The sequence below is a fragment of the Romboutsia sp. genome (genome assembly GCF_051659545.1).
GTDB lineage: Bacteria > Bacillota > Clostridia > Peptostreptococcales > Peptostreptococcaceae > JBOFOR01.
The window spans coordinates 1-5,586 of record NZ_JBOFOR010000203.1; the positions used below are offsets into that span (position 1 = coordinate 1).

The 5,586-nt window shown below is 27.2% G+C and carries 5 protein-coding genes; 3 read left to right on the forward strand and 2 right to left on the reverse strand.

Going from position 1 to position 5,586, the window contains the following annotated elements:
* Positions 1 to 358: hypothetical protein (locus ACRC03_RS11160; RefSeq protein WP_438652644.1), on the forward strand; the 358-nt coding region annotated here is incomplete at its 5' end.
* Positions 359 to 372: 14 nt separating this feature from the next.
* On the opposite strand, the gene ACRC03_RS11165 is transcribed toward ACRC03_RS11160, so the two are convergent.
* On the reverse strand, positions 373 to 1,002 hold the full coding sequence (locus ACRC03_RS11165; protein WP_438652648.1) for a LytR/AlgR family response regulator transcription factor: 630 nt from the start codon (positions 1,000 to 1,002) through the stop codon (positions 373 to 375).
* A gap of 166 nt (positions 1,003 to 1,168) precedes the next feature.
* Positions 1,169 to 2,083 carry a sensor histidine kinase gene (locus tag ACRC03_RS11170; protein ID WP_438652645.1) on the reverse strand — a complete coding sequence of 305 codons (915 nt, stop codon included), beginning with the start codon at positions 2,081 to 2,083 and terminating at the stop codon, positions 1,169 to 1,171.
* A 207-nt stretch (positions 2,084 to 2,290) separates the two neighbouring features.
* Between ACRC03_RS11170 and ACRC03_RS11175 the strand changes: the two genes are divergently transcribed.
* Positions 2,291 to 4,861 (forward strand): ABC transporter permease, encoded by a 2,571-nt coding sequence (locus ACRC03_RS11175; protein WP_438652646.1) that lies wholly within the window; start codon positions 2,291 to 2,293, stop codon positions 4,859 to 4,861.
* Between the two features lie 10 nt (positions 4,862 to 4,871).
* On the forward strand, positions 4,872 to 5,543 hold the full coding sequence (locus ACRC03_RS11180; protein WP_438652647.1) for an ABC transporter ATP-binding protein: 672 nt from the start codon (positions 4,872 to 4,874) through the stop codon (positions 5,541 to 5,543).
* Positions 5,544 to 5,586: the final 43 nt, after the last annotated feature.

The following is a 5,586-nucleotide window of genomic DNA, read 5'->3' on the forward strand; positions in this document are numbered from 1 at the left end:
AAAAGAAGAATTAGAGGAAGCGTTAAAAGTTGTATCTTCAACTATTAAGAACTGTGAAAAAATGCATCCCAAATTTGCTGAAGGAACATCACAGCACACACTCCTTAAAAATAGGATAAAAGCTATGTATATTTCAAAAACATTGTTAGAAGATGAGGATATTATAGATAAATATACAAAGGAAGAACTTGAAAAAGCCATGCCACCAGTAACTTCAGTCATAAGTAAATGTGAAAAAGCGTACCTAAAAGCAGTAGAGGGAACTTCTACTCATACTAGGCTTAAGAAGATTATAAAAGCTATGTATATTTCAAAATCGTTGATAAATGATGAAATTAGTAAAAAATCGCCAATGTAACTATTGGCGATTTTTTAAAATCTCTTAGTTCTATAAAACCTATATAGAAAATCCTTCTCTAGTGATTTGCTAAGGGTTGCACTTTCTTGGAAATTAATAAACTTAATCTCCAAAGAAGACTTACTTACAGGAATAACCTTGTGAATAAGCTTTAAATTAACAATATAACTCTTATGAGATGCAAAAAAATTAGGAGGAAGTCTTTTCTCCAAATCCTCAAAACTCTCATAAAATTTAATAACATCATCATCTCTAGTATACAAATTAACTGCCCTAGAATTTTTCTCAAACATAACAATATCATCAAAATTAATCATATGAACTTGCTTTCTAACCTTGTAAACAAATAAAGTATCTTCAATAAAATTATTTTTTGCTAATTTATGAGAATTAATATGGTCAATTGCAATGTTCAAAGAATCCAAAATCTTTTCCTTAGTAAAAGGCTTAACAATAAAATCTACAGGATGTACTTTAAAACTTTCTAAACTATAATCGGCAAAACCAGTTACAAAAATTATGTGAACATCTTTATCAATAGAAATTATTTCTTTTGCACATTCAATGCCATTTTTATAAGGCATATCAATATCTATAATCAATAAATCTATTTTATCATTTTTTATAAACTCAATAGCTTCAATACCATTTTCAACTTTTTATATATAATCAACAAAACCAGATTCCTTAATAATATTTTCTATATCATTTCTTACAGCCTTGTCGTCATCACAAATCAAAACTTTTATCATAGTCAAATTCTCTCCATAAAATCATATAGTACCCAACGTCGTATTTCGCGACGGGGGGTTAGCAGTACTTAGGTATTAATATTGTAAACTCAGTTATAAACTCATCACTACTTGCAAATATATGATAACCATATTTATCTAAAATGTTTTTTACTAAATAAAGTCCATAACCTCTGTTTTCTCCATCTTTAGTAGAAAAACCTTTCTCAAATATACCCTCAGTATTGTAAATAATAGGTCCGTTATTTTTTATAGATATAACATATTGGAATTCATCTTCATACACGAATAATTTTATGTACTTATTGTCTTTATTAATAGAAGATAAAGAATCAATTGCATTATCTATTATATTTAACAATACAGAACTCATCTCATTAGGATCAATAACCAAATTATCAATAAAGTCTTGTATATAAACATCAAAAGTTATATTTTTCATAAGGCATTCTTCATATTTTAATGAAGCAATAGCATCTAAATAAGAAACCTTACCATACCTAGAAGTCTTAGACCTAAAACTATTAGATATATTAGTTATGTAATTTTGAGCATCATCACTAAGACCAGTATTAAGTAAAGAATAGACTACTTGTAAATGCTTTAAGTAATCATGTTTTTGACTTCTTAGTTTTGCTATTATATTATCTTTGTGCTTAATTTTGCTAGTTGTACTTTTTAATTCTACTATTTGGGAATTATTATTATCTATTAATTTAATAAACTTATATCCTATATAAAAACAAATAACTGCCCACAAAAAAGATAAGCCTACTTTTAATAATCCTTTGTATAGTAAATTAGAATCTAGCGAAGTTAATATAAATGCTAAAACATTTTCTATTAATAATAAAGTAATAGTAGAAGCTAATGTTGTGATTAAACTTTTCTTAGTTAATGATAATTTCTTAAAAGATGTAAATCTATCAAAATAAAAATTAAGTCCTATAAAGACTATTAAAATATATCCCATAATTCACCCCTAATTCAGTCTTATAAAAAAATTATAACATTTATAAAAAAATATGTAAAAAGTGAAAAATTGCAAATAGAAGATGAAAAGTTGAATTTAAAGCTATAAATATATGCAAATAACCATTAAAAACTTGAAAAAATGTAATTTGCTACAAATTTTAAACAAATATATAATTAAGCTATAAACAGAAAGGAAGTGGTAAAAATGGGGAATGATTTAAGTATAGTATTGAAATATATAAAAAGCTATAAAACAAGGTCACTAGCAATAATACTTAGTGTAGTTCTAGGAACGGCTCTTATAATAGGAGTAGGAACTATGTCGAGAAGTGCTCAGCAAGCAGATTTGGAAAAAATGAAAAGAGAGCTTGGTACACATCACGTTAGATTTAAGGATATAAATAAAGAACAGTTAGAAATAGTTAAAAAAGGAAAGGACATAAAAGATTTAAGAATAACATCTTATTATGCGTCTACAGATAATGGTGAAAAATTACCTTTAAATATAAATTATGCAAGTGAAAACTATTTAAATGAAGCTTCAAAACTTATCAAAGGCAGGTATCCAAAAGGAAATCATGAAATTGTAATTGAAGAATGGGTTTTAAATAGTATGGGGCTAGAATCTACACTGAATCAAGAAATAACTTTTAAACTTTACGATAAAGAAAAACCTGAAAGTTTTAAAGTAGTAGGAATTCTTAGCGATAGATATATTGAAAAAGGTAGTGGAATATGTGAGATGTTTTTAAACTTTGATGAATCGAAGCTTAATAAATTTGATGCATATGTTGAGTTTAATGAAGGTAGTGAAATAGATAAAAACATAAATGATATATCTAAAGAAGCAAAATTTAATAGAAAAGAAAATATTAGAAGAAATAATATGCTTATAGATTCTGTTATGGCAAATGGGAGATTAGATTATGAAAGTAATGTTACAGCCATAACTATGAGTTTTTTTGCAGGTCTTGTAATGTACAGTATATATAGCATATCAGTATACAAAAGAATAAGAGAATATGGTGTATTAAAAGCACTAGGAAGTACTAATTTTAAAATATTTAATCTTATGCTATATGAACTATTAATACTGAGTGCGATTGCACTTCCTATAGGTATTATCATTGGAATGAGTGGGGCACAAATTTCAAATAAACTTGTAGGCAATATGAGCGGAGAAATAATGGGGATAGAAACACCTTTTGTAATACCTGTAAAGATGATAATTTTAGCTGTGTCCTGTACTGTATCAGTAGCTTTAGTAATAAGTATTTTTACTTTTATAAAAATAAGAAAGTTAGCTCCTATGGATGCAATAAGAAGGAACTTAGGTGAAGGTAAAAAAATAAAGAAAAACAACATTATAGTAAACAAATTAAGTAGCTACATAAAAATAACAAAAAGTATTTCCATGAGAAATATGTTTAGAAATAAAAAAGGATTTATTATGATTATTGCATCTATGAGTATAGGTGGAATTATGGTAATTAAAACTAGTTATGGATTTTCAGCTGGTGATGTATTATTTGAAAATATGGCTAGAAGTACATATAGTAATGGTGATTTTATTATGCTAAATAGTGGATATTACAGTAGTGATAATTTAATTACAGATGAGCATATAAATTCAATAAAAAATATAGATGGAATAGATAAAGTTAAAACTGCAAGTTTTATAAGAACAAGAATGGATATACCTAAAGATAAAATGTTAGACTTAAACTTTTATAAACAACTTAATGAACACCGTAAATCTCAAGATAGAGGTTTTGAAATGATAGAAAGTAAAAATATAGATGGATATACAATAAAACAACAATTAAAAGGTTACAATGACGAGATGTTAAATTCTTTAAATGATTACTTAGTAAGTGGCGAAATAGATATAAGCAAAATGAAAAATAGTAACAGTGTAGTACTATATATGCCATATACTTACGATGAATATGAAGGTTATAGAGATACTGTTGTTGGAGGAGGACAGCCTGTAGTAGATATAAAAGTAGGAGATACTGTAAAAGTAAAAATACCTAAAGAAAAAGTTGATGGAGAAATGTATTGGGAAATGAGAGATATGGACAACTTGGACTATGAGTACCATGAATTTAAAGTAGGTGGTATAGTCAATTATTCATATGCAGATGATGCTACCTATTCATATACTAGTGGAATAGATGTTATAACTAGTAGTGATTATTTGGAAAAAATAACGGGCGTAGATACTCATAATTTAGTATTTGCAGATATGAAAGAGGGAGCAGATCATAAATTAATAAGTAAAGAACTAGGTAAAATAGGAAGTCAAGTGCCAGGAACTGTAACAACAGATATGGTTGAAGAAAAAATAGCTACTGAAAAAATGGATGATCAAAGACTTATGATTAACTATGGTGTGGTATTAGTTATATTTATAATTAGTGCATTTAATATATTTAATAATGTAAGTTACAATATATCGTCAAGAACTAGCGAATTTGGTATATTAAGAGCTGTTGGTATAACCTATGAAGATTTTAAAAATATGATAGTTTATGAAGGGATACTGTATGGAATTATATCAAGTGCAATAGTGTTTATTTTAGGGATTTTATTACAGATTAGAATGTATGATACATATGGATTTGAAGGTTATGGAATGGAATTTACAATATCATATAGTTACTATCTATTAATAATAATTACAAATATATTAATAGGAATAATAGCAACCTATCTTCCAGCAAGAAAAATAAAAGAAAGCAATATAGTAGAAGCTATAAATATAGTAGAATAGGGTGGATATTATGGTAATACTTGAGACAATAAATTTAGGAAAAATATACGGGAAAAAAGAAATAGCAGTAAATGCACTAAAAAATGCAAACTTAAAAATCAACAAAGGGGAGTTTGTAGCAATAGTTGGACCAAGTGGAAGTGGTAAAAGTACTTTTCTACATTTAGTGGGAGGTTTAGAAAGACCAAATAATGGAACAATAAAGGTAGATGGAAAAGACATATGCTGTTTAAGTGACAAAGAACTAGCAAAATACAGAAGACAAAAAGTAGGATTTGTATTCCAACAGTACAATCTAATACCAGTACTTAACGTAAAAGAAAATGTAGAACTACCATTAAAGCTAGATAATCAAAATGTAGATGAAGAATACATAAATGACCTTATGAATTTATTAGGAATAGGAGAAAGAAAAACTCACTTACCTAACCAATTATCAGGAGGGCAACAACAAAGAGTAGCAATAGCTCGTGCCTTATCAGCAAAACCAAGTATAATATTAGCAGATGAACCAACTGGAAATTTGGACACAAAAACTACAGAAGAGGTAATGGACTTACTTAAAACATCCATAAAAAAGTATAATCAAACATTAATAATGATTACACATAATGAAAATATAGCTAAAAAAGCAGACAGAATAATATCAATAGTAGACGGTGAGCTTTGTGAAAAGAGATAGCTAAGAGCAAAAAATTTGCAACACAAACTATTATATGGTATGA

Bases quoted from the DNA above. Each gene is read 5' to 3' on its own strand.
- ACRC03_RS11170 (WP_438652645.1), bottom strand. From the start codon at position 2,083: ATGGGATATATTTTAATAGTCTTTATAGGACTTAATTTTTATTTTGAT.
- ACRC03_RS11175 (WP_438652646.1), top strand. From the start codon at position 2,291: ATGGGGAATGATTTAAGTATAGTATTGAAATATATAAAAAGCTATAAA.
- ACRC03_RS11180 (WP_438652647.1), top strand. From the start codon at position 4,872: ATGGTAATACTTGAGACAATAAATTTAGGAAAAATATACGGGAAAAAA.